Origin of the sequence: Kosakonia sp. (assembly GCF_032052965.1) — a bacterium.
In the GTDB taxonomy this organism is placed as follows: Bacteria; Pseudomonadota; Gammaproteobacteria; order Enterobacterales; family Enterobacteriaceae; genus Kosakonia.
Genome location: NZ_DAMBVN010000027.1, coordinates 13,233 through 38,780, shown reverse-complemented (window position 1 = coordinate 38,780; position 25,548 = coordinate 13,233). Strand labels below are relative to the sequence as shown.

Annotated in this window: 34 protein-coding genes and 1 other annotated feature; of the genes, 27 read left to right on the top strand and 7 right to left on the bottom strand. The window is 56.6% G+C overall.

Going from position 1 to position 25,548, the window contains the following annotated elements:
• Window positions 1-24 precede the first annotated feature (24 nt).
• Window positions 25-151, top strand: a sequence feature (Phe leader region).
• Entirely contained in the window at window positions 26-97 is a 72-nt protein-coding gene (gene pheL / locus RTX30_RS21615) for a pheA operon leader peptide PheL (protein ID WP_312692741.1), read from the top strand. (Overlaps the previous feature by 72 nt.)
• 23 nt (window positions 152-174) lie before the next feature.
• The gene (pheA, locus tag RTX30_RS21610; protein WP_312692723.1) at window positions 175-1,335 is read left to right on the top strand and encodes a bifunctional chorismate mutase/prephenate dehydratase; all 1,161 of its coding nucleotides are present in this window, start codon (window positions 175-177) and stop codon (window positions 1,333-1,335) included.
• Here pheA and RTX30_RS21605 read toward each other — a convergent pair.
• The 7 genes from RTX30_RS21605 to RTX30_RS21575 form a co-directional block, all read right to left on the bottom strand.
• Entirely contained in the window at window positions 1,332-2,204 is an 873-nt protein-coding gene (locus RTX30_RS21605) for an SMP-30/gluconolactonase/LRE family protein (protein WP_312692721.1), read from the bottom strand. The two genes, pheA and RTX30_RS21605, sit on opposite strands and share 4 nt — an antisense overlap.
• 68 nt (window positions 2,205-2,272) lie before the next feature.
• Window positions 2,273-3,394 (bottom strand): bifunctional chorismate mutase/prephenate dehydrogenase, encoded by a 1,122-nt coding sequence (gene tyrA / locus RTX30_RS21600; RefSeq protein WP_312692719.1) that lies wholly within the window; start codon window positions 3,392-3,394, stop codon window positions 2,273-2,275.
• A gap of 9 nt (window positions 3,395-3,403) precedes the next feature.
• A complete protein-coding gene (gene aroF, locus RTX30_RS21595; RefSeq protein ID WP_312692717.1) occupies window positions 3,404-4,474 on the bottom strand; it encodes a 3-deoxy-7-phosphoheptulonate synthase AroF in 1,071 nt (356 codons plus the stop codon).
• Between the two features lie 204 nt (window positions 4,475-4,678).
• A complete protein-coding gene (locus tag RTX30_RS21590; protein ID WP_312692715.1) occupies window positions 4,679-6,043 on the bottom strand; it encodes a PepSY-associated TM helix domain-containing protein in 1,365 nt (454 codons plus the stop codon).
• A gap of 57 nt (window positions 6,044-6,100) precedes the next feature.
• Window positions 6,101-6,529 (bottom strand): DUF2946 domain-containing protein, encoded by a 429-nt coding sequence (locus RTX30_RS21585; protein ID WP_409429840.1) that lies wholly within the window; start codon window positions 6,527-6,529, stop codon window positions 6,101-6,103.
• Between the two features lie 204 nt (window positions 6,530-6,733).
• Complete coding sequence (locus tag RTX30_RS21580) at window positions 6,734-7,783, bottom strand: site-specific integrase (protein WP_312692711.1); 1,050 nt, start codon at window positions 7,781-7,783, stop codon at window positions 6,734-6,736.
• A gap of 7 nt (window positions 7,784-7,790) precedes the next feature.
• A complete protein-coding gene (locus tag RTX30_RS21575; protein ID WP_312692709.1) occupies window positions 7,791-8,639 on the bottom strand; it encodes a helix-turn-helix domain-containing protein in 849 nt (282 codons plus the stop codon).
• 115 nt (window positions 8,640-8,754) lie between these two features.
• On the opposite strand from RTX30_RS21575, the gene RTX30_RS21570 reads away from it, so the two are divergent.
• From RTX30_RS21570 to RTX30_RS21450, 25 genes are all read left to right on the top strand, one after another.
• Complete coding sequence (locus tag RTX30_RS21570; protein WP_312692707.1) at window positions 8,755-9,132, top strand: Cro/Cl family transcriptional regulator; 378 nt, start codon at window positions 8,755-8,757, stop codon at window positions 9,130-9,132.
• A gap of 36 nt (window positions 9,133-9,168) precedes the next feature.
• The gene (locus RTX30_RS21565) at window positions 9,169-9,507 is read left to right on the top strand and encodes a DUF5347 family protein (RefSeq protein ID WP_312692705.1); all 339 of its coding nucleotides are present in this window, start codon (window positions 9,169-9,171) and stop codon (window positions 9,505-9,507) included.
• 94 nt (window positions 9,508-9,601) lie between these two features.
• A complete protein-coding gene (locus tag RTX30_RS21560) occupies window positions 9,602-9,823 on the top strand; it encodes a TraR/DksA C4-type zinc finger protein (RefSeq protein ID WP_312692703.1) in 222 nt (73 codons plus the stop codon).
• The gene (locus RTX30_RS21555; RefSeq protein ID WP_312692701.1) at window positions 9,824-11,797 is read left to right on the top strand and encodes a replication endonuclease; all 1,974 of its coding nucleotides are present in this window, start codon (window positions 9,824-9,826) and stop codon (window positions 11,795-11,797) included.
• Window positions 11,798-11,880: 83 nt separating this feature from the next.
• Window positions 11,881-12,063 (top strand): hypothetical protein, encoded by a 183-nt coding sequence (locus tag RTX30_RS21550; RefSeq protein ID WP_312692699.1) that lies wholly within the window; start codon window positions 11,881-11,883, stop codon window positions 12,061-12,063.
• Between the two features lie 424 nt (window positions 12,064-12,487).
• Entirely contained in the window at window positions 12,488-12,691 is a 204-nt protein-coding gene (locus RTX30_RS21545) for a tail protein X (protein ID WP_312692697.1), read from the top strand.
• Window positions 12,682-12,903 carry a phage holin family protein gene (locus tag RTX30_RS21540; protein WP_263099727.1) on the top strand — a complete coding sequence of 74 codons (222 nt, stop codon included), beginning with the start codon at window positions 12,682-12,684 and terminating at the stop codon, window positions 12,901-12,903. The genes RTX30_RS21545 and RTX30_RS21540 overlap by 10 nt, the downstream gene beginning before the upstream one ends.
• Entirely contained in the window at window positions 12,887-13,396 is a 510-nt protein-coding gene (locus tag RTX30_RS21535; protein WP_312692692.1) for a lysozyme, read from the top strand. Before RTX30_RS21540 ends, RTX30_RS21535 begins: the two co-directional genes overlap by 17 nt.
• Complete coding sequence (lysB, locus tag RTX30_RS21530) at window positions 13,393-13,806, top strand: Rz-like lysis system protein LysB (RefSeq protein ID WP_312692690.1); 414 nt, start codon at window positions 13,393-13,395, stop codon at window positions 13,804-13,806. Before RTX30_RS21535 ends, lysB begins: the two co-directional genes overlap by 4 nt.
• Complete coding sequence (gene lysC / locus RTX30_RS21525; RefSeq protein WP_312692688.1) at window positions 13,706-13,975, top strand: Rz1-like lysis system protein LysC; 270 nt, start codon at window positions 13,706-13,708, stop codon at window positions 13,973-13,975. Before lysB ends, lysC begins: the two co-directional genes overlap by 101 nt.
• Window positions 13,914-14,381 (top strand): phage tail protein, encoded by a 468-nt coding sequence (locus tag RTX30_RS21520; protein ID WP_312692686.1) that lies wholly within the window; start codon window positions 13,914-13,916, stop codon window positions 14,379-14,381. The genes lysC and RTX30_RS21520 overlap by 62 nt, the downstream gene beginning before the upstream one ends.
• A gap of 86 nt (window positions 14,382-14,467) precedes the next feature.
• The gene (locus tag RTX30_RS21515; RefSeq protein WP_312692684.1) at window positions 14,468-15,103 is read left to right on the top strand and encodes a phage baseplate assembly protein V; all 636 of its coding nucleotides are present in this window, start codon (window positions 14,468-14,470) and stop codon (window positions 15,101-15,103) included.
• Window positions 15,100-15,447 (top strand): GPW/gp25 family protein, encoded by a 348-nt coding sequence (locus RTX30_RS21510; RefSeq protein ID WP_312692682.1) that lies wholly within the window; start codon window positions 15,100-15,102, stop codon window positions 15,445-15,447. Before RTX30_RS21515 ends, RTX30_RS21510 begins: the two co-directional genes overlap by 4 nt.
• Window positions 15,448-15,451: 4 nt before the next feature.
• Window positions 15,452-16,360, top strand: coding sequence for a baseplate assembly protein (locus RTX30_RS21505; RefSeq protein WP_312692679.1), 909 nt, complete (start codon window positions 15,452-15,454; stop codon window positions 16,358-16,360).
• Entirely contained in the window at window positions 16,353-16,964 is a 612-nt protein-coding gene (locus RTX30_RS21500; protein ID WP_312692677.1) for a phage tail protein I, read from the top strand. The genes RTX30_RS21505 and RTX30_RS21500 overlap by 8 nt, the downstream gene beginning before the upstream one ends.
• Entirely contained in the window at window positions 16,961-17,968 is a 1,008-nt protein-coding gene (locus RTX30_RS21495; protein ID WP_312692675.1) for a phage tail protein, read from the top strand. Before RTX30_RS21500 ends, RTX30_RS21495 begins: the two co-directional genes overlap by 4 nt.
• Before the next feature lie 228 nt (window positions 17,969-18,196).
• Complete coding sequence (locus RTX30_RS21490; protein WP_312692673.1) at window positions 18,197-19,252, top strand: phage tail protein; 1,056 nt, start codon at window positions 18,197-18,199, stop codon at window positions 19,250-19,252.
• A complete protein-coding gene (locus tag RTX30_RS21485; RefSeq protein WP_312692671.1) occupies window positions 19,252-19,848 on the top strand; it encodes a tail fiber assembly protein in 597 nt (198 codons plus the stop codon). Before RTX30_RS21490 ends, RTX30_RS21485 begins: the two co-directional genes overlap by 1 nt.
• Before the next feature lie 131 nt (window positions 19,849-19,979).
• Entirely contained in the window at window positions 19,980-21,161 is a 1,182-nt protein-coding gene (locus tag RTX30_RS21480) for a phage tail sheath protein (RefSeq protein WP_312692669.1), read from the top strand.
• A 12-nt stretch (window positions 21,162-21,173) separates the two neighbouring features.
• Window positions 21,174-21,692 carry a phage major tail tube protein gene (locus tag RTX30_RS21475; protein WP_312692667.1) on the top strand — a complete coding sequence of 173 codons (519 nt, stop codon included), beginning with the start codon at window positions 21,174-21,176 and terminating at the stop codon, window positions 21,690-21,692.
• Between the two features lie 63 nt (window positions 21,693-21,755).
• Entirely contained in the window at window positions 21,756-22,037 is a 282-nt protein-coding gene (locus RTX30_RS21470; RefSeq protein ID WP_312692665.1) for a phage tail assembly protein, read from the top strand.
• Window positions 22,038-22,069: 32 nt separating this feature from the next.
• Entirely contained in the window at window positions 22,070-22,189 is a 120-nt protein-coding gene (locus RTX30_RS21465) for a GpE family phage tail protein (RefSeq protein WP_061493592.1), read from the top strand.
• Window positions 22,182-23,894 carry a phage tail tape measure protein gene (locus RTX30_RS21460; protein WP_312692661.1) on the top strand — a complete coding sequence of 571 codons (1,713 nt, stop codon included), beginning with the start codon at window positions 22,182-22,184 and terminating at the stop codon, window positions 23,892-23,894. The genes RTX30_RS21465 and RTX30_RS21460 overlap by 8 nt, the downstream gene beginning before the upstream one ends.
• 2 nt (window positions 23,895-23,896) lie before the next feature.
• Window positions 23,897-24,358 (top strand): phage tail protein, encoded by a 462-nt coding sequence (locus RTX30_RS21455; protein ID WP_312692659.1) that lies wholly within the window; start codon window positions 23,897-23,899, stop codon window positions 24,356-24,358.
• On the top strand, window positions 24,355-25,506 hold the full coding sequence (locus tag RTX30_RS21450) for a contractile injection system protein, VgrG/Pvc8 family (RefSeq protein ID WP_312692657.1): 1,152 nt from the start codon (window positions 24,355-24,357) through the stop codon (window positions 25,504-25,506). The genes RTX30_RS21455 and RTX30_RS21450 overlap by 4 nt, the downstream gene beginning before the upstream one ends.
• Window positions 25,507-25,548: the final 42 nt, after the last annotated feature.

Below are 25,548 nucleotides of genomic sequence, written 5' to 3'. Positions count from 1 at the left end.
CTTTGGTCGCCCACAGGAAAATTGCATGAAACGTGTTCCGTTTTTCTTCGCATTCTTTTTTACCTTCCCCAACCCCGGGAGGCGATTCGTTTTGTGATAAAGAATGCGAAGACGAACAATAAGGCCTCCCACACCGGGAGGCCTTTTTTATTGATAACAATTAAAGGCAACAACATGACGGCTGAAAACCCCTTACTGGATTTACGCGTGAAAATCAGCACGCTGGATGAACAGTTACTGACGCTTCTGGCAGAGCGACGGCTACTCTCTGTGGAAGTCGGTAAAGCCAAACTTAAGTCTCACCGCCCGGTGCGCGATATCGATCGTGAACGCGATTTGTTAGAGCGGTTGATTCAGCTCGGTAAAGCACAGCATCTCGACGCGCACTACATCACCCGGCTCTTCCAGCTGATCATTGAAGATTCCGTCCTGACACAACAAGCCCTGCTGCAGCAGCATCTCAATAAAATCAATCCTCACTCCGCACGCATCGCCTTTCTCGGCCCCAAAGGCTCTTACTCGCATCTGGCGGCTCGTCAGTATGCTGCACGGCATTTTGAAGAGTTTATTGAGAGCGGCTGCCTGAAGTTCAGCGATATTTTTAATCAGGTCGAAACCGGCCAGGCGGATTACGCCGTCGTACCGCTGGAAAACACCAGCTCCGGGGCTATTAATGACGTTTACGATTTGCTGCAGCACACCAGCCTGTCGATTGTCGGAGAACTGACGGTGCCAATCGACCATTGCGTGCTGGTTTCGGGTTCGACCGATCTGGAGAAAATCAAAACGGTGTATAGCCATCCGCAGCCCTTCCAGCAGTGCAGCCAGTTCCTGAATCGCTACCCACACTGGAAAATTGAATATTGCGAAAGCACCTCCGCAGCGATGGAAAAAGTCGCTCAGGCTAACTCCCCTGATGTCGCGGCGCTGGGTAATGAAGCCGGGGGGGCGCTGTATGGATTGCAGGTGCTGGAGCGTAATCTGGCCAACCAGACGCAGAATATCACCCGTTTTGTCGTACTGGCCCGCAAAGCGATTGATGTGTCTGAGCAAGTGCCGGCAAAAACCACGCTGCTGATGGCAACCGGCCAGCAGGCTGGCGCACTCGTTGAGGCATTACTGGTGCTACGTAAGCACAATGTGATCATGACGAAACTGGAGTCCCGCCCGATTAACGGTAACCCGTGGGAAGAGATGTTTTATCTGGATGTGCAGGCCAATCTTCAATCTGAAGAGATGCAAAAAGCCCTGCGCGAGCTGACCGATATCACACGCTACCTGAAAGTTCTCGGCTGTTACCCGAGCGAGAACGTTGTCCCGGTCGGGCCAGCTTAACGCTCTATGAACAGCGATTTCTTCATTCCTGCCACCGCAACAGGCAGGGTGAAGATCGCGCCGGAAAGCGGATATTGCGCCACTTCTTCGGTATCCATATTTTCCCGGGTGGTAGTAATAAACAACGTTTTCATGTCGTCACCGCCAAAGCAGACCATTGTCGGGCAGCGTACCGGCAACACATACTCTTCCAGTTGTTTTCCCTGCGGGGAAAAACGGGCGATACGCCAGCCATCAAACATTGCAGTCCAGTAACAGCCCTCAACATCAAAAGCAGCCCCGTCCGGAATGCCTTCACCTGCCTTAAATTGACGGAAGAGTTCACGCTTGCCCGGTTCCCCCTGCTCGTCCAGCGGCGTGCGGTAAATAATGCCGTTCGGGGTATCAGAGGTGAACATCCATTGTTTATCCGGGCTAAACGCAAGCCCATTCGCGCCATGAATATCGCACTGCACCACTTTTGGCGTTAAATCATTATCAATGCGCAGCAACAATGCGCCGTTGTAATCGCCTGGCCCCCAGAATGTCCCGGCATAAAAACGCCCCTGATGATCGGTGCCGCCATCATTAAAGCGCGCCAGTTGGGGATTTGATGGGTTGTCGCACACTTTTTGCCGCAGCAGGCCGCGCTTGTCCGTCAGCCAGATGGCATAGCGCAGCGCGACAATAAAGCCGCCTTTCTCTCGCAAGGCAAAGCACCCGACCTCTTCCGGAAATGAGAGGATGGAATGTTCCCCTGTTGGCAGATGATAGCGATGGATCTCACCTTCTAGAATATCAGCCCAGTAAAGCGCGTTTTCCGTTGCGCTCCAGGTAGGACATTCCGGTAAGTGGCCAGTGTAGTCAAACAATGTTTGCAGCTTTGCCATTGCGCATCCTTTATAAAGAAAAAAGCCAGCGGTACCCCACTGGCTTTTCAGTATAAACGGCTTTCAGATTACTGGCGGCTGTCGTTCGCCTGGCGTAGCAGAATACGACTTTCGCTCTGGAAGCGCTGGGCATAATCGCCAAACCAGTGCTCCACTTTGCGGAAGCTGTCGATAAATGCCTGTTTATCGCCCTGCTCCAGCAGGCCAATCGCCTCGCCAAAGCGTTGATAGTAGCGTTTAATCAACGCCAGGTTACTGGACGAAGACATGATAATGTCGGCGTAAAGCTGTGGATCCTGCGCGAAAAGACGCCCAACCATGGCCAGTTCGAGACGGTAGATCGGCGATGAGAGCGCCAGCAACTGCTCAAGTTGAACATTTTCCTCCGCCAGATGCAGCCCATAGGCAAACGTGGCGAAATGCCGCAGCGCCTGAATAAAGGCCATATTCTGATCGTGCTCTACAGCGCTGATACGGTGCAAACGTGCGCCCCATACCTGAATTTGCTCCAGAAACCACTGGTACGCTTCCGGTTGACGCCCGTCGCACCAGACCACGACTTGTTTGGCAAGACTGCCGCTGTCCGGGCCGAACATGGGGTGCAGCCCCAGCACAGGCCCTTGATGCGCTGCAAGCATGGCCTGTAACGGGCCACTTTTTACCGACGCAAGATCAACCAGGATACAGTCGCCCGGCAGCGTTGGCAGTTTGGCGATCACGTGTTCTGTAATGTGGATCGGTACACTGACTATTACCATACCTGCATCGGCAACCAGCGCCTCTGCTTGCGCCCAATCTTCTTTTTCAAGAATGCGCACCTGATAGCCGGAAAGCGTGAGCATTTTGGCGAATAACTGCCCCATTTGCCCCCCGCCGCCGACGATCACTACCGGGCGTAGCTCAGGACAAAGCGTTTTGAACCCTTTGTCGTTTTCGCTTGAATAGGATTCCCGCATGACGCGGCGCAACACATCTTCAATCAAATCGGGCGGCACACCGAGTAACTCCGCCTCTTTACGCCGCGAAGCCAACATCGTCGCTTCGCGCTCCGGGACATAAATCGGCAAGCCATACTTACTTTTGACTTCACCGACTTCTGCCACCAGCTCCAGGCGGCGCGCCAGTAACCCCAGCAGCGCCTTATCCACTTCATCAATTTGATCGCGCAGTGCGGTCAGTTCAGCAACCATAACACCCTCTTAAGCAAAACGCGTCGCCAGACTGTTGCGCAGATCTTTATCGATCTCACGCAGCAGCGCTTCTGTTGTTTCCCAACTGATGCACGCATCAGTGACAGAAACGCCGTACTTCATTGCGCTACGCGGTTGTTCAGAAGATTGATTGCCTTCATGGATGTTGCTTTCAATCATCAGACCGGTAATCGAGCGGTTGCCATCTTTGATCTGTGCCACGACAGATTCGGCAACGGCAGGCTGGCGACGGTAATCTTTATTGGAATTACCATGACTGCAATCTACCATCAGCGACGGTGTCAGTCCCGCCTGAGACATCTCTTTTTCACACTGCGCGACATCCGCCGGGCTGTAATTTGGCGCTTTGCCGCCACGCAGGATCACATGCCCGTCCGGGTTACCCTGGGTTTGCAGCAGGCAAACCTGACCTGCCTGGTTAATGCCAACAAAGCGGTGCGGCATGGCGGCAGCGCGCATCGCGTTGATGGCGGTCGCCAGGCTGCCGTCGGTGCCATTTTTAAAGCCAACTGGCATAGATAAGCCAGACGCCATTTCGCGGTGAGTCTGGGATTCAGTAGTCCGCGCGCCAATGGCTGACCAGCTGAACAGGTCGCCGAGGAACTGCGGGCTGTTGGGATCCAGGGCTTCGGTCGCCAGCGGCAACCCCATGCTGACAAGCTCTACCAGCAGCCGGCGAGCAATCTTCAGGCCGGCTTCTACATCAAACGAGCCATCCATGTGCGGATCGTTAATCAGTCCCTTCCAGCCAACCGTGGTACGGGGTTTTTCAAAATAGACGCGCATCACCAGGTAGAGGCTATCGCTGACCTCTGCGGCTAGCGCTTTAAATCGACGGGCATATTCAATTGCTGCTTCAGGATCGTGGATGGAGCAAGGCCCGCAGACCACCAGCAAACGCGGATCGCGCCCGGCAATGATGTTGGAAATAGTCTGACGAGATAGCGCAATTTGCGCTTCTTGGTCAGCCGTCAGTGGAAATGCAGCTTTTAATTGATCCGGCGTGATGAGGACTTGTTCGTCGGTGATATGTACGTTGTTCAGCGCGTCTTTTTGCATGATGGCGATCCTGTGTAACTCGTTTGCGATAGGTGCTCCCTGGCCGGGAATGACGTAACCATACCACAACAGGTAAAGATTTCAATCCACTTTTCGTACATATTACTTTACACTGCCGATTTTAAGCGCATTTATATTGACACTCTCCGTAAAGATAAAATTACAGCGTTAATAGCTGGCGCGGAGTTCCGCGCCAACCGGGGATTACGTCGACGTCCATTGCATACGCCGGCTGTGACGTTTCCAGCGCGCAGTATCAATCAGTATAAACAGCAGAAGACTGGTTCCCATCACAGGCATCGCTAACCCTAACAGCAGCGCGACAGCAAAGGTTAACGCGCGAGCAAGCGGGCTTAAACTCAACCAGCAGTGCAGCAAGGTTGCCGCCGGGTTTACAGCTGCGCTTGCCGGGCGGCGGATCCACCACAAGCGGTAACCCACAATGATCATGACGCACAATGCACTGCCGAACGCAATCAATAACAGCTGATTCGGCAAGCCAAACAGCACCCCCATATGTAAATCGACGCCCCAGCGTGTCAGTTTTGCCATCAATGGAAAATCAGCAAAATGCGTACGATCGACAACCCGCATGGTATTGCCGTCAATCGCAACTGCATCGACCTGGGTAGGCCAACTTCGATCGATTTCACTGACAGTCCATGCCTGGTCAACGCGACGTGGCGGGCGGATCTCCAGTTTACTGGCGGAAAGCCCGGCCTGCTGCGCACTTTTTAATACTTCATCAAACTGCCTGCCTTGTGGCTTTATCTCCGGCATCGCCATCATTTCATGGTGCATATGATGTTCAGCATGGGGGTCAGGGTTCGTTGCTGCACCGCTAAGCTGCGTATTGACTTGTGGCGTCATCCAGCCAAAAGCGGCGCGCAGTCGGTCAACGTTGCCACCAGCCCATTGCGACCAGGTGAGCCCGGTCGCGGAAAAGAGCAACATCCCCGCCAGCAGGCACCAGCCGAGCGCGACATGCCAGCGTCGATGACGCTGTACCCGATTTTTAATACGCCGTTTGGGACGGGTGAAAAACCACAGCGCAATGCCGCCGATCGCGGCTACCCACATCCAGGATGCGGCCAGTTCGCTGTAAAGACGGCCGGTGTCACCCAGTAATAACGAGCGATGAAGGTAGTCAATCCACTGACGTAACGGCAGGATGCCGCTGGTGCCATACACAGTCATATCCCCTTTGATCTGTAACGTGACCGGATCGATAAAAATAGCGCGGTTTTCCGACACGCCCAGTTGCGGGTCGGCAAACATCACCCGTGTCGTCTCATTGCCCGCCAGACCAGGCCGCACCGCATGCAGACGTAATTGTCCTCCAGTGATCTGCCGGGCAACCGCGATCTGCGCCGCCAGCGGCTGTCGTTCGCCTGATTGAACACCGTAAAGCGCCTGTTGATAGAGCGCATTTTCAAGTTGCGGCGTCGCTACATATAAGGTCCCCGTCAGGGCGGCGATAAAGATAAACGGTCCGACGAACAGACCAATATAAAAATGCAGGCGTCGTAGCCCGTTAAGCCACGCTGCGCGCGGGGTAGAGGTCATCATACTTTTCCTCAGAAATAGTAAAAGGTAGCCGTTACGCCAGGGCGTACGAACAGGTTTTTATGCGTGGGAAAAGCAGAAAGACGGCGGCGCGCGGGTATCCGGATAAAGCCAGGGAAAAAAGTGCCAGAGTTTTGCTGTCTGCCGTACAGGGGGAATGCGCTGGCGCAATACACGCCCGATCAGCAACAAAGCAATAAAGAAGATGAATCCAGGAACATGCGCCAGCAGGACGCAGTAGCCACAGGCTTCAGCATGATCCAGCGGGAGGGTCTGCACCGGCATGTCATGATTTGCCATTTGTCGGTGGTCCATCTCATGGTGCTCAGGCATTGTCATCTGATGGTGCATGCCCGGCATGGCACTCATCGGATCGTGTTGCAGCGAGACGGAAATCAGCGGGGCAATGAGGATCAACAGGATCGCAAACAGCGCCAGCCAGGTGGCCTGCTGTTTAACTGCATATTGATGAAAAACGTTCTTCACCACTTCTCCTCCGGGTAGAAGCGGCATTGTAAATTAATCATCACCAGAAGGTTAATTTATTTATGCACACGAAAAGAAAAGCAGTTAGCGCCCCCGGAGAAGACGACAAAAAGTAGTTAAGACGCTTTTCCATTCACGCGTCGTTCATGGGGCTGGGTGGTTGCATGGCAACGCATTGCGCTTGTCTTTGTGCAGTGGATTGCAGGGTTATGCAACTTCTGCCGCCATTCTGCCGCCATTGAAATCGGCGAGTGGATTCAGGGTGACGGCTTCTTCAAGGTGATCGGGGGCGAAGTGGGCGTAACGCATCGTCTCGCGGATGTTGGCGTGACCGAGAATACGTTGCAGGACCAGAATATTACCGCCATTGGTCATAAAATGCGCAGCAAAAGTGTGGCGGAGCACATGCGTTTTCTGCCCCTCGGCCAGCACGATATCGGTGGCCGCCAGCATTTTACTGAACGCCGCATAGCATGGCTGGAACATCGGCCCCTGCAAAGGCGCAAGCTCATCGTACAACCACTGCGGGATCGGTACGGTACGGTTCTTCCCGCCCTTGGTTTTCACAAACGTGATTTTATTCGCCGAAAGCTGCGTGCGCTGGAGGTTTTCTGCTTCGCGCCAGCGTGCGCCAGTGGCGAGACAAATCTTCACTACCCGCGTCAAATCGCCATTCCCGAACCGTTCACAGGCCGCAAGCAGCGTGGCGATTTGCGGCTGCGTCAGCCACGTCATCTCCCGCTCTTTCTCGCGAAACGTACGCACCCCCTCAATGGGATTCGGCAACTGCCACTCCCCCAACCGGGTGAGCTCGTTAAACACCGCACTCAGATACTGCTGCTCGCGGTTCACCGTCACCGGCTTCACCTTCCAGTTCGCCGGGTCCAGCGTATAACCGTTATCAATTTCACCACTCAAACGGCGATCGCGATAATGCGCCCACCGCTTTGCGGTCAACTCCGTCGCCAGCGGATCACCCAGCCCGCGACACACAATCTCCAGCTTCGCCAGCCGCGATTTCCCCGCTGCCAGCGACTGACCATGCAGCTTAAACCACAGCGCAATCAGATCGCTCAACCGCCGGCGGTCCTCTTTTTCGCCAAGCCAGGGTTTCTCCTGCGCCTCCTGCTTCGCCCAGCGCTCAAACGCCTCGGCTTCGCCTTTGGTCGGAAACTGCCGGCGAATACGCCGCCCCTCCCGCCCCTGCGGATAAAGCTCGCACAGCCACTTGCCGTTTTTCTGTTTGCTGACCGTCATGACCGCCCTAAACGTGTTTTTCCAGGGTAAAAATCACCACGCCAAACGGCTCAATCTCTGCCACACCGCATTCAAAATCCACCGAATGATTAGTAAGACGCACCTTGCCGCCCGGCAAGCGCACCACATCAAACACATCCAGTACATCATCAATGCGAATAAACCAGCGACCATTACCGATTTTTTGCGCAGACCTGTCCACCAGCCAGCCCGCATTCAGCCCCTCAATAAAATTCAGGCTGTCGACAGACGACGGCGCCAGGCTGCGATCCAGCGACCACAGCCCCGCCTCCTTCAGCTCGCCGGACTCATGGCGATATTTGGGGATACTCAGCACCGACTCACTCTGCGCCGCCGGGACCGCAGCGGGATACATCTCCCCTTTGCCCGTGGCCAGCCAGTTCAGCGACACCCCGGTATCCAGCGCACACGTCACCACCACATCCCCCGGGAAAAACTCGCGCCGCACCCAGGTGCTGATGGTTCCGGAAGAGATATCCAGCAAATCACCCAACTCTTTTTGCATCTGAAAACCGTATGCATCAAGGATCCGGCGCAACACAGGGCGCCCGCCGGTCGATAAAATCTCGTTATACAGCGCCTTGCCTTTCGGCACCGGCTTATCGGTTAATTTTGCATTTGCGAATTCGCCTTCCACCAGCCAGTGCAGATCGGCCCCGGTATCCAGCGCACATTTGACCACCGCTTTATACGGCACGCTCTCACGCTGGATCCAGCTACTGATATTGTTCGCCGGCACATCCAGCGCTTCAGCGAGCGCCTTCTGGCTGGAGACGGAATAGGACGCGGCGATGCGCTCAATCACATCCTGAACACTCATCTTGTTTTCACTCATGCATACCAACTTCAAAAAAGCGATTTACACAATCGCATTTGCGATTTATATTGCTATGCATCGACCAGGATGCACACCAGTGCAGTACATTTCAAACCACAGGAGATAATGCGATATGTCAGATGCAAAATCAACGTCGCCGCATCCGTTATCCGACTCTCAAATGCAATCCGAAAAATTCACCCATGGCCAGATGGATGAACTGATGTCTGCTCTGCTACCGGCACTGCAAACGCTGATCCGCTCGGCGATGTCCGATGCGATGACAGTAAAAGATTTCGCTGCCATGCGGGGTATTAGCGAACGTCTGGTCTGGCAATGGCTCGACGAAGGCATACTGCTCAAAGCCCCCACCCGCGACTGTACAACCCCGCAGAATGCAGGAAAACGCAGCCGCACGCTGATCAATGTGAAAGCCTGGCGTGACAAATTAACGCAGCAGGCCATCGACTGCCGCTACATCGACCACCGTGCCGGTACATCCCTTCGCTGAGTTTGCTTTTGCAAGCTTAAAACCACAGGACTGAGTATGGCTATCACAGCAGACCGTATCAGCGTACCGCTCAGCGCCGGAGCACGGCTTAACGGGCTGAACCATATTGCCGAACTGCGCGCCAGCCACTGGGGCGATAACTGGCCCGAGGTGGCGCGTTTTATCGAGGATTTAGGTGATAAGCGCGACGAGCAGTACGAAGAAAACAGCCGCGCACTGGCCGCCATTTTCTTTCTCGCCAGGGTACCCGCTGCGCGCCAGGCGCTTGGCCCGCACGCCCTGACGCTGGAGGAGAAAAAAGCCGTTATTGCCGCAATGAACCATTTCCGCGTGGTGGTCAGCCTGTTTCCAAGGCACCTGACCCTGCCGCGCTAGCCCCCAACCCGTAAGCCATGGCGTTCACCCGCCAGGCCCCCTTTTGCCTGAAATCAGGAGAAACCCATGCAACACACCCACAGGAGCGTTACCGATGGCCGATGAAATGGATCTTGTACAACAGCGCGAGCTGGAAGATCGCGAACGGTTTATTCGCCAGGCGCGTAACCGGCTGCTGCTCCCTTCGCGGCTGACCTGCGAAACCTGCGATGCCCCGATCCCCGAAGCCCGCCGTATGGCGCTGCCCGGCGTGACCTGCTGCGTGACCTGCCAGCACCGCGCCGAACGGCAGGATAAACACTACCGGAGGCGCTAAGTGGCCATCTCGTGGGCTTTTCCGTGGAATGCGCCGCGCCCGGCGATTGCCAGTCCCTACCTCACGCATGCCGAACTCCACCGCCGCAATCAGTTAATTGCGGCGCTCCTTGAGGCGCGTCATGCGCTGGCGCTGCAACCCGAGTGCGTGCGCCAGTCCGTTATGCGCACGGCAGACGCCCTGGAAAAGCACCACGGTGAGGCGCGCGCCAACGCCTGGCTGCGACACACTGTGGCCCGCACGCTGCCCCGTCTTAACAAGGTCGCACAGCGCTACCAGGTCAACGGCATCCACCCACGCGTCTCAAAAGCGGTATTTAACGGCCACTTTGATACCGCGATCCAGCGTCATCTCGCCAGCCGGCTGGTAAATTTACTCGCCTGCTACAACCGCCTGCCCGACATGTCTAAAAAACAGATTGACCGGCTGTCGGCAGATATCGCCCATTTTATACGTGGCGAACTGGCAGATATTGACAACGCCGGGGACGCCGAACTGAAAACCCTGCACCGCTGGTACCAGCGTGCGGGGATCATCGCCCTGCAATTCAACGTTACGCCACCGCACTGGCAGCGGGTAAACCGCCAGTTAGTCAGCGCGGGCGATCTCGCCCCGGCGGTGATCCGCCTGTTCAGTGAACAGTGGTGGCGCGGGCGTTTACGCCGCGTTGCTGCCCAGTGGCGCGAGCATCTGCACATTGCGCTGGGCACCGTCTGCAAGAAAAAACAGCCCTACGCCAGCCAGGATTGCGTGAGCACCTGGCGCGAGCAAAAACGCCGCAACCGCGAGTTTCTCAAAGGCATGGAGCTGGAGGATGAAGAGGGCAACCGCATCAGTCTGATCGACAAACACGACGGCTCGGTGGCGAACCCGGCAATCCGCCGCAGTGAGCTGATGACGCGCATTCGCGGCTTCGAAACCCTCTGCCATAACCTGGGGTATGTGGGCGAGTTTTACACGCTGACCGCGCCGTCGAAATACCACGCGACCACCCGCGCGGGCTACCGCAACCTGAAGTGGAACGGCGCCAACCCGTCCGACACGCAGGGGTATTTAACCTCTGTCTGGGCGCGCATTCGCGCAAAACTGCACCGGGAAAACATCCGCATTTTTGGTATTCGCGTCGCCGAACCTCATCACGATGGCACTCCACATTGGCATCTACTTCTCTTTATTAAACATCAGGAAGTCGATCGCGTACGTAAAATTACGAGTCAGTACGCAAAACTAGAAGATAATCATGAGGTTAATAGTGACAAAGCGAGTAAAGCGCGCTTTGATGCACAGACGATAGATCCACAACGGGGCAGCGCAACCGGCTATGTGGCGAAGTATATCGCCAAAAATATCGACGGTTATGCGCTGGAGGGTGAAACCGATCACGAGAGCGGTTCACCGTTGCAGGAGACCGCCAGCGCCGTTGCGGCATGGGCCGCGCGCTGGCGTATCCGACAGTTCCAGTTTATTGGCGGCGCGCCGGTCACGGTGTACCGCGAACTGCGTCGCATGGCCGACAGCGAAACTGCCCGTGGGTTAAGCGTGGAGTTCGCGCAGGTGCATGACGCGGCCGATGCCGGTGACTGGGCGAGTTATGTCAACGCGCAGGGCGGGCCGTTTGTACGCCGCGATGACCTGCAAGTACGCACATTTTACAAGGAGGAAAATATGTTTAATCAGTATGGCGAAACCATCGTTGCGATCCAGGGGGTGTATGACACCGCCGTGGGCGCCGGTTCGCCGGTACTCACTCGGCTGAAAAAATGGAAGATTGTGCCGAAGCGTGCGGCCCTTGACGTTCAGGGCGCGCCTGCGCCCTCTTGGAGTTCTGTCAATAACTGTACGCCGCAGCGGAAATGGCAAGCTAATCGCTGTCAGCGTCCTGACAAAAGTTCGGCACAACTCACAAAAAAAACAGGACCTGACCCTTCGTCAAAATATAACAATGACTTTTTTAATCAGGAACATACGTTATGAGTGAATTTTTTTTCGCTTCCAATGACCATTCATCTTATGATACTGTACATACATACAGTAAAGATTACGTGAGGGGATTCATCGTGTCTGAACGTTTAGAGAATTCACAATTTAGTTGGGCGTGCGTCAAACTCATTACTGAGCTGGCTCTTATTCACCGCTGTAGCAAAGAAGAGATGGAGATCGCCATTGCAATGGTGTCGAACATTGCAAACCGCGAATATCCCTCTGTTGTTGAAAAGGATGTTTTTTACCGCGCTGAATAAGCCGCTGCCGCCTTTCTCAGGCAGACTTATCTGCTGCATTGCGCGCTGACGTTCAGTCTGGCGCGCTTTTGTTTTTCTCTCTGCTGCTCGCTTTACTGCCTGATGTCTGGCTGTTCCTCTGGCCAGATTTCTGCCCGTTTTTTTGCCTGTTCGTCTGCCAGCACATCGCCTGTTTCTTTGCCCGCGTTTCTGGCTGGGCTTTGCCTGCTTTACGGCCCGTATTGCAGCCGTTCTTCCGCCTTGTTCCCGCGCCTCTTCTTGCGTCTTAACCTGCATCTTTTCTTTCGCCTGCGCTTACGCACAGCCATGTCGTCCTCACGTTGTGCCAGTGCCAAACCAGCCTCGACAGATGGCATCCAACTGCCCCGCCCCCGACACTTAATGCTGAAAACACTCCCTCCAGACCGCAAGAGATCCGAACACGATGAATGTAATTACACAACAGGGCGACACCCTCGACATCCTTTGTCTGCGCTATTACGGCCGCACGGAAGGCGTACTCGAAACCGTGCTTCTGGCAAACCCAGGGCTGGCGGAACTGGGGTTGATCCTGCCCCATGGCACGCATGTTGAACTGCCGGAAGTGGCGGTCGCCACGGTCAACGAAACGGTGAACTTATGGGCGTGACAATCGAGAAAGTCACCTCGTCGCTGGCGTACTGGATCAGCGTCGCGCTGACGTTTTTTGGCGCAATGACGCCACAAGACTTCGCCGCCTGGTTTGGCGCGCTGGGCGTTGCCGTAACCGTGGCGGTGAACTGGTATTACCGTCGAAAGAGCTATCTGTTTCTCAAATCCTGCGCCACAAGCCAGGAGGTGATCAATGGGCTTACCCGTTAAACGTTGTAGTGCGGCGGTGGTTCTGGCGCTGGCCGCACTGGTGCCGGACTTTCGTTTACTGCATACCTCCCAGCAAGGGCTGGCGCTGATTGCCGATCTCGAAGGTTGCCGGCTACGCCCTTACCAGTGCAGCGCCGGTGTCTGGACCTCCGGCATTGGTCATACGTCCGGCGTCACGCCAAAGCGCGATATCACCGAAAAAGAGGCAGCGGTTAACCTGGTCGCTGACGTGCTGCACGTTGAGCGTCGGCTGGGGGACTGCATAACAGAGCCGATGCCGCCTCAGGTCTACGACGCGGTGGTGAGCTTTGCGTTTAACGTTGGAGCCGGTGCCGCCTGCCGCTCAACGCTGGCGTTTTTTCTCAATAAAAAACAGTGGCAACAGGCCTGCGATCAACTGCCGCGCTGGGTGTTTATTGATGGCGTTCGCAACCGCGGGCTGGAAAACCGCCGTCAGCGTGAACGCGCCTTGTGCCTGCAGGGGGCGAGGTGAAAGCCGGGTTGATTGCCCTGCTGCTGGGCGCTTGCGGCCTGCTATGGCTGATGCAGCAAAACCACGCGCTGCGTACGTCGCTGGCGCAGTCCCGCCAGTTGAACCAGGCGCAGAATAGCGCCATTGCGCAACTGAAAGCACAGCTTACCGCCTCCCGCGAGCTGGCCGACAGTAACGAACAGGCGCAGGTGGCGCTGCGCCAGCAACTGGACTCCGCCAGCGCGCAGGCAGTACAGCGCGAACAGGCTATTACGAGGTTAATCAATGAAAACGATGCGTTTCGCCGCTGGTACAGCGCTGAGCTGCCTGATGCTGTGCGCCGGGTGCACCAGCGCCCCGCCTGCGCCTCTGCCGGTCACTGTTTACAACCCTTGCCCGCGGGTCAGTCTGTGCCCGATGCCGGCAAGTGATCCCAAGACCAATGGCGATTTAAGCGCCGATATCCGACGGCTTGAACGCGCGCTGGAACAGTGCGCTTTGCAGGTCGAAACCGTAAAACACTGCCAGGATGAGATAAATGCTAAAACCCGATACGCTGCGCAAAGCCCTGACGGACGCCGTTCCGGCCCTGCGCGATAACCCTGCGATGCTGCGTCTGTGGGTGGATAAAGGCAGGAACATTGCCACCCTCGCCCACTCGCTCTCTTTCGAAAAACAGTTCAGCCTGAACGTCGCCGTCAGCGGTTTTTCTGGCGATATCGATACGATCTTCGTGCCGGTGATGCTGTGGCTGCGCGACAACCAGCCTGACATTTTGACAGTGGAGGCCGGGCAGCAGGCCAGTTTTAGCTGGACGCTGACCACCAACAGCGACAGCACGCAGGATTTAACGCTCACGCTGCAACTGACGGAACGCACACAGGTGAAGGAAGTGGATGGCGTGCTGCACGCCGAAACACTGCCTGAACCGCTGCCGCCAGCGCTGGTGACGCGCCCGAAAGCGCTCTATGTTCACGGCGAGCTGATCAGCAGCTGGCCCTCCTGATAACCCAGTTTCCCCCGGCGTTGTGCCAAAACCCGGACAGCGTTGTCCGTTTTCCAAAGCCGGGGGGGCATAGCATCATTTCGCGTATGAATACACAACTCTCGCTCCAGGAAATGGCCCGCGCGCTGCGCAATATGATCCGCACCGGCATTATCGTCGAAACCGACCTTAACACCGGGCGTTGTCGTGTGCAGACAGGCGGCCTTGTTACTCAGTGGCTGCAGTGGTTAACCCACCGCGCCGGTCAATCACGTACATGGTGGGCGCCCTCCATCGGCGAGCAGGTGTTGTTGCTGGCGGTGGGCGGTGAACTCGACACCGCTTTTGTTCTGCCTGGGATTTATTCCGACGATCGTCCGGCACCGTCCGTTTCGGCGGATGCCTGGCACGTTGCCTTCCCGGATGGCGCAGTGCTCGAGTACGAACCCCAAACCAGTGCGCTGAAAGTCAGCGGCATCAAAACCGCCGATATCAGCGCCTCACAATCCATTACTGCCAGCGTGCCGGAAGTGTTAGTGAAGGCATCCACCCGCATCACGCTCGATACCCCGGAAGTGGTCTGCACTAACAAGCTCGTTACGGGCACGCTGGAGGTAAAAAGCGGCGGTACGATGCGCGGCAATATCGAGCACAGCGGCGGTGCGTTGTCGTCCAACGGCAAAGTACTGCATACCCATCAACACCCCGGCGACAGCGGCGGCACAACAGGAGCCCCTCAATGACAGTGCGTTACAGCGGCCTGAACCGCACCACCGGCGAAAGCCTGACCGACACCGCGCATATCCGCCAGAGCATCAGCGACATTCTGCGTACGCCGGTTGGCTCGCGGGTGATGCGCCGCGATTACGGCTCGCAATTGTTTGAGATGATCGACCAGCCGCAAACCCCGGCGCTGGCGCTGCAAATTCAGGCCGCGTGTTATATGGCGCTGCTGAAGTGGGAGCCGCGCATTCGCGTCAGCGCGGTGACCGTGGAGCGCCAGTTCGACGGCAAAATGATTGTCAACCTGACCGGCCAGCTTGCCAGCACCGGTGAATCCCTTTCGTTAACCCTTCCTGTGAGTTAAAACCATGCCGATTATCGATCTGAGCCAGCTTCCTGCGCCGGACGTGGTCGAAGAGCTGAATTTCGAAACGCTCCTCGACGACCGTAAAGCGACGCTGATTTCCCTGTTTCCGGCAGATGAGCAAGAGGCCATCGCCCGCACGCTGGCGCTGGAATCTGAGCCGCTGACCAAGTTTCTGGAAGAGAATGCCTACCGCGAGGTGATGTGGCGCCAGCGCGTCAACGAAGCCGCACGCGCAGTCATGCTGGCCTACGCCGCAGGCAGCGATCTTGATGTTGTCGCCGCTAACAGCAACACCGCCCGTTTGACCATTACCCCCGCAGATGACACAACCCTGCCGCCGACGCCCGCGGTGCTGGAGTCCGATAAAGACTTGCGCCTGCGCGCGCAGCAGGCATTTGAAGGGCTGAGCGTCGCCGGGCCGGTGGGCGCGTATGAATACCACGGCCGCAGCGCCGACGGGCGCGTGGCGGATATCTCCGTTGTCAGCCCGAACCCGGCGTACATCACCGTTTCGGTGCTCTCCCGCGAAGGAGACGGCAGCGCCAGCGATGAACTGGTCGCCCTCGTCGATAAAGCCCTTAACGCTGAAGATGTGCGCCCGGTCGGTGACCGCGTGACCGTGCAAAGCGCGCAAATTGTGCCGTACGAGATCAACGCCACGCTCTACTTCTACCCCGGCCCGGAAGCCGAACCCATTCGCCAGGCGGCCGAAGCGCAGCTGAAAGACTACATCAGCGCACAGCGCCGTCTTGGCCGCGACATCCGCCAGTCGGCGATTTATGCCGCGCTGCATGTGGAAGGGGTACAGCGCGTCGAGCTGAGCGCGCCGCAAAGCGACCTGGTGCTGGACAAACACCAGGCATCGTACTGCACCGCGTGGCACATTCAGACCGGAGGTACGGATGAGTAATGACCGCCTGTTACCGGTTGGCTCCTCAAGGCTTGAGGTAGCAGCAACCACCGCGGCGGCGCAAATCGAACGTGTGCCGGTGCCGCTGCGCACGTTGTGGGATCCACAAAAATGCCCGGCAGAACTGCTGCCCTGGCTGGCGTGGGCGCTCTCTGTCGACCGCTGGGACTACACCTGGCCGGAAGCCACCAAACGTAACGTGATCGCCGCCTCTTTTTATATTCATCAGCATAAGGGCACGCTCAGCGCCCTGCACCGCGTGGTTGAACCGCTCGGCTTTCTGATTGAGCTGCGCGAATGGTGGCAGGACAACGCCGAGCCAGGCACTTTTAAGCTGGTGATTGGCGTGCAGGAAAACGGCATCACCGAGGCGATGTACGAAGAACTGGAGCGGCTGATTGATGACGCCAAACCTGCAAGCCGCCATCTGACCAGCCTGAACATCAGCCTCACCACCAAAGGGCAATGTTATGTCGGTGCCGGTTGCTACCTTGGCGAAGAGCTGACGGTTTACCCCTACACGCCGGAAGAAATTATTGTTGGCGGAGAGAGTTTCCCGGCTTCCGCTGTTCATTTGATTGATGACCTGAGAATTAACCCATGACGACAAAATATTTTGCCCTTCTGACCCGGCAGGGTGCCGCGAAGCTGGCGAACGCCACCGCGCTCGGCACCAAACTCACTCTTACGCAGATGGCGATCGGCGACGCCAACGGCGTTCTGCCCACGCCGGATGTCGCGCAAACTCAACTGATTAACCAGAAGCGCATTGCGCCGCTGAACCGGCTTTCCGTTGACCCGGACAACGCCAGCCAGATTATTGCCGAGCAGGTTATTCCGGAAACCGAAGGCGGTTACTGGATCCGCGAAATCGGCCTGTACGACGATGAAGGCGTGTTGATTGCCGTCGCCAACTGCCCGGAAACCTATAAACCGCAAATGCAGGAAGGCAGCGGGCGTACGCAGACCATCCGAATGGTGGTGGTGGTGTCTTCTACCGCGGCAGTCACGCTTAAAATCGACCCGTCGGTGGTGCTGGCCACACGTAAATATGTGGATGATCAGACCATCGAGGTGAAAGCGTACTCAGCCACGCTGCTGGCCAATCACCTGGCTGCGGCTAACCCGCATCCGCAATATGTCAACGTGGCGGATATCGCTTATTACACACCGGTGGGTGTGCCTGTGCCCTACCCTGCGGCGACACCGCCTGCCGGCTGGCTGCTGTGCAACGGCGCTGCGTTTGATAAGGCCTTGTTGCCGGCGCTGGCGACCGTGTTTCCATCCGGTGTGTTACCGGAGCTGCGCGGCGAGTTTATTCGTGGCTGGGATAACGGAAGGAAGGTGGATACCGACCGGGTGTTGTTAAGCGCCCAGGGAGACGCTATCCGTAACATGACGGGAAGTATTCCCTGCGTTGCCCCTTTTGGCTTCGAGCAACATGTCAGTGGAGTTTTACACGGTACTGTCATTGCAAAAGGCGGGGGATCGTCAGAAATAATGGACAATGGGTACGGTATTGCTTTTAACGCCGCGCTTGCCGTCCCAACCGCAGCAGAAAACCGCCCGCGCAACATTGCCTTTAACTACATCGTCCGTGCGGCTTAACCCCGTTTTGATGGTCTGGTAAACGTAGCGCCATCGCGCATCACGGGGTGGCGCTACGTTTCTGCTCTCTGGTGGTTTTTACTTTGCAGGGGCGCTTTTTGATTGCCTGTCGTTGTGTCATTCGGCATTAAACCCCCTTAAATGGTGTTCGTCTGTGGCTGAACGGAAAATAACGCCTGTCTCAACAGCGATGTTTTATCCATCCACAAACAACCAGAGAGTTAACGCATGCCTGCAAAATATTTTGCCATTCTGACCAGTCAGGGTGCCGCGAAGCTGGCGAACGCCACCGCGCTCGGCACCAAACTCAATATTGCACAGATGGCGATCGGCGATGCCAACGGCGTTCTGCCCACGCCGGATGCCGCGCAAACCCGACTGATTAACCAGAAGCGCATTGCGCCGCTGAACCGGCTTTCCGTTGACCCGGACAACGCCAGCCAGATTATTGCCGAGCAGGTTATTCCGGAAACCGAAGGCGGTTACTGGATCCGCGAAATCGGCCTGTACGACGATGAAGGCGTGTTGATTGCCGTCGCCAACTGCCCGGAAACCTATAAACCGCAAATGCAGGAAGGCAGCGGGCGTACGCAGACCATCCGAATGGTGGTGGTGGTGTCTTCTACCGCGGCAGTCACGCTTAAAATCGACCCGTCGGTGGTGCTGGCCACACGTAAATACGCCGATGAGCTGATCAGTAATCATGTTAAAGAGAGTAACCCGCATCCTCAGTATGCACCCCTCGCCAGCCCGGCGTTGATCGGCGTGCCTACCGTGCCTGATACCCACATCGGCAACTACGGGCAGCAAATAGCGAACACAAAATATGTGCGCGATGCTATCGCCGACTATGACGGCATTTTGCCAGTTGGTGTGCCGGTTGCCTGGCCGCAGGCAACGCCGCCGGGCGGCTGGTTCAAATGCAACGGCGCCACGTTTGAGAAAGCAAAATATCCCCGACTGGCGTTGGCCTATCCCTCTGGTGTGCTGCCGGATCTGCGTGGCCAGTTTATTCGCGGCTGGGATGACGGTCTGGGGATTGATGCTGGCAGGGTACTGCTCAGTGCGCAGATGGATGATTTTAAAAGCCATAACCATACCCCGCTAAAAATGGCAATCCGAAACCGTTTTCTGACGGATTTCAGCGAAAACGGTGTGGGTGGACTGGCCAATTTAACAGGCGGGGGCGGATTATTTTCCTTTGCAAGCTACACCGATCCCACTGGCGGCGACGAAACGCGCCCGCGCAACATTGCATTTAACTACATCGTGAGGGCTCAATAATGTCACAAGCAACACTGAATCAAAATCTGATCGCCACCGTCGCCGGGGAGATTACCGTCTATAACTTTGATGGCGAGACGCGTGAATACCATTCTCCCTCGGTGGAATATCTGATGGTCGGCGTGGGTATTCCGGGCAGTTCTACGGTTGTCGCTCCGCCAGCGGAGAAAGCCGGTTTCGCCGTGTGCTGCGCGGCAGATGGTCGCAGCTGGCACTATGTTGCCGATCATCGCAATGAAACCGTTTATAACATCGACAACGGTGAAAAAATGCTTATCACTGACATGGGGGATTACCCGGCGAATGTCACTCCCCTCGCGCCGGCAACGCCTTATGATAAATGGAATGGCAGCAAATGGGTGACCGACGACATCGCACAACATACCGCGCAGATTGCCGCCGCAGAGCAGAAAAAAACACAGTTGCTGAATGAAGCAAAAAACACCATTAGTCTATGGCAAACAGCCCTGCAACTTGGCCGTATCAGCGATGCCAATAAAGCGCGGCTGATCGCCTGGATGGACTATATTGATGCCGTGGAAGCCGTTGAGACCTCGGCGGCACCCGATATTACCTGGCCGACGCAGCCAGCATAAGCATCAACGGGCTTCGGCCCGTTTTTTTTGCCCGCTGCTGTTGTTTCAGCCCCGCACCAACGCCGATAAATAGCGCCCTGCCGCGCTGCCCTGGAGAATAGCACTCACCCCAAAACCACGGAGTTAAACGGATGAGTGACTATCATCATGGCGTCCAGGTCGTCGAAATCAACGACGGCACACGCGTCATTTCCACTGTCTCAACGGCCATTGTCGGCATGGTATGTACCGCCAGCGATGCAGACGCTGAGATGTTCCCCCTTAATCAACCAGTGCTGATCACCAGCGTGCAAAGCGCGATTGCCAAAGCAGGTACCAAAGGTACGCTGGCCTCTTCTCTGCAAGCCATTGCTGACCAGGCAAAACCGGTCATCGTTGTGGTGCGCGTTGCGGAAGGCACGGGCGATACCGCTCAGGCACAGACGATTTCCAACATCATTGGCACGACCGATGCCAACGGTAAATACACCGGCCTGAAAGCGTTGCTGACCGCCGAAGCGGTAACCGGCGTGAAACCGCGCATTCTTGGCGTTCCGGGGTATGACACCCAGGAAGTCGCCACAGCACTGGCTTCAGTCTGCCAGAAACTGCGTGCCTTCGGGTATGTCAGCGCCTGGGGTTGCAAAACCCTGTCTGACGCCATGAAGTACCGCGAGAACTTCAGCCAGCGCGAGCTGATGGTGATCTGGCCGGATTTCCTTGCCTGGGATACCGTCGCGAACGCTACCTCAACCGCCTACGCCACGGCCCGCGCGCTGGGTCTGCGTGCGTACATCGACCAGTCTGTTGGCTGGCACAAAACCCTCTCCAACGTCGGCGTCAACGGCGTGACGGGCATCAGCACCCCGGTATTCTGGGATTTACAGGAATCCGGCACCGACGCAGATCTGCTCAACGCCGCAGGCGTGACCACCCTTATCCGCAAAGACGGTTTTCGCTTCTGGGGCAACCGCACCTGCTCCGACGACCCGCTGTTCCTGTTTGAAAACTACACCCGTACCGCGCAGGTTATCGCCGATACCATGGCCGATGCGCATATGTGGGCGGTGGACAAACCGATCACCGCGACGCTTATCCGCGACATCATCGAAGGCATTAATGCGAAGTTCCGCGAGCTGAAAAGCAACGGTTACATCGTGGATGCCACCTGCTGGTTCGACGAAACCGCCAACGATGCCGTTACCCTGAAAGCCGGGAAACTGTATATCGATTACGACTATACGCCGGTGCCGCCACTGGAAAACCTGACCTTACGCCAGCGCATTACCGATAAGTACCTGGTGAATCTGGTTTCCTCGGTCAACAGCAATTAAGGAACCTGATAAATGGCAATGCCACGAAAACTGAAATATATGAACGTGTTCCTCAATGGCTATAGCTATCAGGGGATCGCAAAATCCATCACGTTGCCGAAGCTGACCCGCAAGCTGGAAAACTACCGCGGCGCCGGCATGAGCGGTGTCGCACCGGTTGATATGGGTCTGGATGACGACGCCATGTCAATGGAGTGGACGCTGGGCGGCTTCCCGGATGCGGCTATCTGGGAACTGTATGGCGCAACCAGCGCAGACGCTGTCCCTGTGCGTTTCGCCGGCTCCTACCAGCGCGACGACACCGGTGAAACAGTCGCCGTCGAAGTGGTCATGCGTGGCCGCCAGAAAGAGATCGACACCGGCGAAAACAAAGTGGGCGAAGACACCGAATCCAAAATCTCCGTCGTTTGCACCTATTTCAAACTGACGATGGATGGCAAGGAACTGGTGGAAATCGACACCGTTAACATGATCGAAAAAGTCAACGGCGTAGACCGTCTCGAGCAGCACCGCCGCAACATCGGCCTGTAATGCGCATCCCGGTCAGCCTGGCTGGCCGGTTCTTCCCCCCGCTAATGGAATCACGAGGAACTCATGAGCAACGAAACTGACAACACCATCACCCTGGAAACCCCGCTCAAACGCGGTGAACAGAACATTACAGTGATCACCCTGATGAAGCCGAACGCCGGAACACTGCGCGGCGTGAGCCTGGCGGCCGTGGCGAATGCCGAGGTGGATGCGCTGATAAAAGTGTTGCCGCGCATTACTTCACCTTCGCTTACCGAGCAGGAAGTGAGCGCGCTGGACCTGGTGGATATGGTGGCGCTGGCAGGCAAGGTGGTAGGTTTTTTGTCACCGGCTTCGGCACGGTAAGCTTCCCGGCGAACCTGTCGGTTGACGACCTGATGGCGGATATCGCAGTGATTTTCCACTGGCCGCCGTCAGAGCTCTATCCCCTGAGTCTGAGCGAACTCATCACATGGCGCGAAAAAGCGCTGCAGCGAAGCGGAAACACACATGAGTAACAGCGTAAAAATTGAAGCATTGCTCACGGCTGTTGATCAGGCGATGCGCCCGTTTAAAACCTTTCAGGCAGCGAATGTGTCGCTGTCTGACCAGGTTAAAGAGACGCAAACCACCTTACGCGGCCTGTACAGCCAGGTGGCGCAAATCGACGGTTTTACCCGGACGCAAAGCGCGCTGACCGCCGTCAGCCAGCAGTTGAAAGTCGCCAAAGAGAGCACGCAGGCGCTGGCGTCTGAACTGAAAAAAATCGACCAGCCAACCCAGACGCAAATCAGTGCGCTGGAAAAAGCGCGTCGCCATGTCAGCGCGCTTTCGCAACAGCATGACGGCCTGCGCCAGTCGGTAAAAAACCAGCGCCAGGCACTCCGCCAGGCTGGCATCAGCACCCGCGCTCCGGCGAGCGCGCGGCAGCGTCTGCAAAACAGCATCAACGACAATACCGGGCAACTGAACACGCAGCGTGACGCGCTGGCGCAGGAGAACCGGCAAAACCGCATGGCGAAAATCAAAGCGGGGCAGAACTCCATTCTGGGCATTGCGGGGAACATCTCCGCAGCTGGCAAAACCGGCATGTCAGTGGCGACAACGGGCGTTAACCTCGGCAAAAAACTGCTGCAACCGGGCTATGAAGCGTCGCTGAAAAATCCCCCGGCCGCCAGCCCCGGCACGGCTGTTGCAGGCGCGCCGAACGGCGGCAATCTCGGCACCGATTTAGAGGCACTGCAAGCGGCGTATCAATCGCTGAGCGTGGACATTTTCAGCACGCAGGAGTCCTCTTTACGCCAGCTGGTGCAAACCGCCACCCGGTATATCGGCCAGCTGCAACAATGGGTCCGGAACAACCAGGGGCTGGTGCAGACTTTCGGGATGATCGCCACCGTGGTAATTGGCGTGGCGGGCGCCCTTGGCACCGTGGCCAGTGTGCTCGCGCCCGTCTTTACCGGCATCAGTACGCTTATCACCCTCGCCACCTCGCTCGGCAGCGTCTTTACCACCGTGTGCGGCGGTATTGTGGCGGTACTTGGCTCGCTCACCTGGCCTATCGTCGGCATTATCGCTTTCGTTGCCGCCGTCGCGGTGGCCATCTACGCCTGCTGGGAACCCATTAGCGCCTTCTTTAGCGGCGTAGTCGAAGGCATCAAAGCCGGCTTTGCCCCACTTGCCGAACTGTTCGTACCTTTTCAGCCTGTTTTCGACGCCATTGGCAGCACGCTTTCGTCAGTTAAAAACCTGTTCAGCGATCTGATTGCCCCTATCGCCTTCAGCCAGCAAGCACTTGAACGCTGCGGTAATGTAGGGAAGGGCTTTGGCCAGGTGCTGTTTGATGCGCTGTCCTTACCCTTTAAGCCACTGAAATTATTAATGGAAGGCGTCGGCTGGCTGCTGGAGAAACTCGATATCGTGAACAAGCAACCGGCGATTGTGATCCCCAAACCGCAGGTGGACGCAACGGCGGCGGGCGGCACTTTCGGCTATATCCAGCCAACCAGCACCATGCCGGGGTTCAATAATTACCAGGCGGCCAAACCTGCTGGCAGTCATTCGTATGTCGACCAGAGCAAAACGGAATATAACGTTACGCTGCAGGGCGATATCACCCCCGGCAGTAGCAATGAACGCTATCTGCAGGATATGTTCCGCCAGGACGCGGAGAACAAGCGCAACGCCATGCTTTCCCAATACAACTCATCAGGAGGATTTTAATTATGATGCTGGCGCTGGGACTTTTTGTCTTTATGCGGCAAACGCTGCCGTTCCAGAACCTGAACCGTACCTCCGCCTTTACCTGGAGCAGCAACGCGCGCGTCGGTAAACGCGCAGCGTATCAGTATATCGGCCCGGGCGAAGATACCCTCGAAATTACTGGCGCGCTCTACCCGGAGCTGACCGGCGGCGTGCTGTCGCTAGCGGCCGTGCGCCTGATGGCGGAGCAAGGGGGGAAATGGCCGCTTATCGATGGCTCAGGAATGATTTACGGCGTGTATGTCATAAGCAGCGTGAAAGAGAACGGATCAGAGTTTTACAGCGACGGCTCGCCGCGCAAAATCAGCTTCACGTTGAATCTTACCCGGGTCGATGAATCGCTGCTCTCCATGGCAGAAGAGATGTACACAAAAGGCAGCAAACTGCTCGACGATGCCGCCAAAATACTGGGGGTTAGCGGATGATAGACGCTCTCGACAAGGATCTCACACGCGCAGATGCTCCGGCCTTCAAGCTGGAACTGAAACAAAAACCAGCCAGTGGCACCCCGGCGACCAACAGTAACCAAAGCAATAACGCCACAAAAGACATCACCGCCCGGCTCGCTCCACGGTTGATTGGTCTCACGGTCACGGATAATCGCGGTTTTGAGGCGGACACGCTGACGCTGACGCTGGATGACAGCGACGGCAAAATCGAAATGCCGGCGCGTGACGCACAGGTCAACGTCTCGATTGGCCGCCAGGGCGAAGTGCTGACCGATATGGGAAGTTTCATTATCGACCAGGTTACGCACCGTGGCACGCCAGACCAGGTGGTGATCACCGGGCGTAGCGTCGACTTTCGCAACGACATGAACACCCCAAAAGAGCGCTCGTGGCACGACACCACGCTGGGCGAAATCGTGAAAGATATCGCCTGGCGCAATTCACTGAGCGCCAGCGTCGCGCCGGAACTGGCCACGATTAAAATTGCGCATATCGACCAGTCGAAAGAGAGCGATATTGCGTTTCTTACCCGTCTGGCGATCCGTAACGGCGCAGAAATCGCCATAAAATCGGGCGTGCTGATTTTCCTTGTACCGGGTAAATGCGTGCGGGCCGGGAAGGCTATTTCAACTGTCACCCTCAGCCGTAGTGATGGCGATTCACATACCTTTGATCTGGCCGACCGGACAGCCTACGGCAGTGTGATTGCGCGCTGGCAGGATACCAAAACGCCGCAGAAGCAGGTGAAACAGGTTAAATTGACGCGTAAAAGCGCGGGTAAACAGCAGGCGCAAACGGATTACCTCGCCGGCTCGCGAGAGAACGTTAATATTCTGCCAAATACGTTCGCCAGCAAAGAGGAGGCCCTGCGCGCAGCAGAAGCGGCATGGCAGGAGCGTCAGAGAAATGCGGCGCTCTTTACCCTTACGCTGGCGCAAGGTCGGGCCGACATCGCGCCGGAAACACCAGTCCGCCTGACCGGTTTTAAAGATGTGATTAACCACACGCCCTGGGTGATCAAAAAACTCACGCATGGCATTGATGGTAAAGGCTTTATTACCAAACTGGAACTGGAAGCCGACATCAGAAACCTCGCCTACGAGTTGCAGGAGTCCATTGTATAGGCGTCAAATGCAACCATTAGCTTGCATTTGCAAGTTAATGGT